Raw genomic sequence first — 2,821 nt, 5'->3', positions numbered from 1 at the left:
GGGGCCGCGGCCGGAGCTTCCCTGCATTGTCGAGCAGTACGAGCCATGGCAGAGACGCCGGCTCTCCGTCCCGCCCGGCATCACCGGCTGGTGGCAGATCAGTGGCCGTGCGGATCGCCCCATGCACCTCCATACCGAGGACGACCTGTACTATATCAAGAATTACTCCCTGTGGCTCGACCTGCACATCCTTATCAAGACCATCGGCGCGGTCATTCGGGGCCGTGGGGCGTACTGATTGCCCGCATTACCCCAGAATAACCCAATGGTGGTATTGATTTTGGGGGTTCCGCCGGCTACAATGACAACAGTATCAGGGCCGGCGTAGGCCCTGTGACCGGTTCGCGGTACGCTGGCCTTATCCTTTTCACATATCACACAGGAGGTGAACATGCGGAAAAGACTCTTTGCCTTCATCCTGGCCGTGGCCATGCTGGTGACGATGGCTGTGCCGGCCTTCGCCGATAACCCCGGCACCGGCAACAGCGATTTCGTCATCCAGAACGTGGAAAACTCCACGGCCACCGTCACGGTCGACTACTACGACCAGACCGGCGCGAACGATGTCTCCGGCTCGCCCTTCACGCTGAACGCCTACGGCTCGCGCGTCTTCCAATCCTCCACCCTGCCGGTGGGCGACGGCTGGATCGGCTCCGTGGTGATCTCCGCGGACAAGAAGGTCGCCGCGACGACCATGTTGACCTGGCAGTCCACCTACGGCACAGTGGATGACCGCATCACGGGCGATGCCTACGCCGGCACTTATGCCCCGGGCACCGATCTCTACTTCCCCTACGCCACGGTGAAGCCGGTCGGCACCATCCCGGGCAAGCTCATCCGCTTCTCCATCATCACCGTGCAGAACGCTGGCACCGCCGACGCCAACATCCAGATGTACTACTACAACCAGACCGACGGCAGTGTCACCGGCCCTATCTCCGACGTCATCCAGGCCGGCCGCTCCAAGAGCTACAACCTGAGCCTCTCCGGACCCAAGATCCCCGACCTGGGCGGCAACTGGCAGGGTTCCGTGTACGTCCACTCCGACCAGCCCATCGCCGGCGTGGTGACCAACCACTGGGCCCAGTACATCTACCAGCAGTGGGCCAGCGCCTATGAGGGCGTCAGCGCTGGCGCCACCACCCTCTATGCACCATCCGTCTTCCGCGTGAACCGCACCAGCGACCCGGCTGTCGGCTCCTGGGTGCGCTCCTCCAACATCATGGTGCAGAACCTGGGCACCAGCCCGGCCGACGTCACCATCCAGTTCTTCGAGACCGGCAGCACCACGCCCAAGATGACCATCAACGACACCATTCAGCCGAAGACCATGGGCGAGTACAACACCCGCTTCGGCAGCCCAACCAACCCGGCCTACCCGGCCTCGGCCTTCGCCAGCGCTCTGGGAGACCTCTTCAATGGCTCGGTGGTCATCAACTGCACCAACGGCCAGCCCCTGGCCGCCGTCGTGCACACCTTCTGGAACCGGCCGAATGAGAACGCCGCCTCCACCTACGTGGCGGTGCCCGCCGGCGCCACCGAAATCTTCGTCCCCTACGCGCCGCGCAAGAAGTCCGGCACCGCCTGGGTGCAGTGGTCCAAGATCGCCGTCCAGAACTTGAGCGCCAGCACCGCTAACCTGACCCTGACTTACTACAACCCCGATGGCAGTGTGGCGCTGACGCTCAACCCCACCATCGCCGGCAACTCGGGCGATGCCTACAACACCCGCTTCGGCAGTGACTCGGACGCTGTGCCGGCCTCGGCCTTCAACCCGCTGGGCGACAACTTCACCGGCAGTGTGAAGATCACGTCCAACCAGCCCATCGTGGCCGTGGTCAACCTCATCAGCAAGCCGAACTGGTCCGGCACCTACAACGCCTACGTGCCGTGAGCATTGGCTGACGCAGGACAAATCAGCGGGGGCCAGGAAATCCTGGCCCCCGCTGTTCTTTTCCCCACCCCCAGCCTTATTTCAAGGCGGGCAATGGCCCCCAGGCGGGATAACGGTTATACCCTTCCGCCTTGGTGAGCTGAACCTCCTCCCCCGTCACCAGGTCCACGTAGAAAATCTCCCAGGAGCCGGTGCGCAAGGAGGAAAAATAGATCCGCCGGCCGCCGTTACCCCATGCAGGCGCCGCATCTTCCTGCGCCTCCCGCAGGGCCGGCCGCACATGGGAGCCATCCGCATCCATGAGATAGATGCTCAAGCGCACACCCCGGGTGGATTCAAACGCAATGGTTTGCCCATCGGGCGACCAGCGCGGCACCGTGTCATTCGCCACGTCAAAGGTCAGCCGGCGCTGATTGCTTCCATCTGCGTCCATCACATAAATCTCGCTGTTGCCGTCCCGATCGGATACAAAGGCGATATGCCTGCCGTCCGGCGACCAAGTCGGCCGGCTGTCATTGGCGTCCGGGTAATTGGTCAGGTTCTTCAGCCCCGTGCCATCGGCATTGACCACATATATTTCCAGGTTGCCATCGCGGTTGGAGTGGAAGGCAATTTTGCTCCCATCCGGCGACCACGCCGGCGCCAGATCATCGCCCGGCTGAAGCTCCACCAGCCGGCGTTGGTCTGAGCCATCAGCGTTCATCACATAAAGCTCGAGGTTATCTGGGTCATCCCTGCCCGACGCAAATACGATCTTCGAGCCATCGGGAGACCAGCAGGGCTCAATATCCCGTTCAGGGGAAGACGTCAATTGCCTCGGGTCCGTGCCGTCATCGTGGATAACCCATATCTCGAAATCGCCGGTGCGGTCGCTGTGGAAGGCCACCAGGCCGGCGGGTACCGCCGGCGTCGGCGTCGGGGTCGGGC

Annotated in this window: 3 protein-coding genes; 2 read left to right on the top strand and 1 reads right to left on the bottom strand. The window is 62.9% G+C overall.

Annotation, left to right across the window (positions count from 1 at the left end):
* Both H5T60_13755 and H5T60_13750 read left to right on the top strand, forming a co-directional pair.
* A partial coding sequence (locus H5T60_13755; protein MBC7243497.1) for a sugar transferase occupies nucleotides 1–238 on the top strand: 238 nt, incomplete at its 5' end.
* A gap of 153 nt (nucleotides 239–391) precedes the next feature.
* On the top strand, nucleotides 392–1,894 hold the full coding sequence (locus H5T60_13750) for a hypothetical protein (GenBank protein ID MBC7243496.1): 1,503 nt from the start codon (nucleotides 392–394) through the stop codon (nucleotides 1,892–1,894).
* 76 nt (nucleotides 1,895–1,970) lie between these two features.
* On the opposite strand, the gene H5T60_13745 is transcribed toward H5T60_13750, so the two are convergent.
* A partial coding sequence (locus H5T60_13745; protein MBC7243495.1) for a PD40 domain-containing protein occupies nucleotides 1,971–2,821 on the bottom strand: 851 nt, incomplete at its 5' end.

This window comes from Anaerolineae bacterium, from assembly GCA_014360855.1.
Taxonomy (GTDB): domain Bacteria; phylum Chloroflexota; class Anaerolineae; order JACIWP01; family JACIWP01; genus JACIWP01.
The sequence above is the reverse complement of the archived record's forward strand: the minus strand, read 5'-3'. Positions and strand labels throughout refer to the sequence as shown.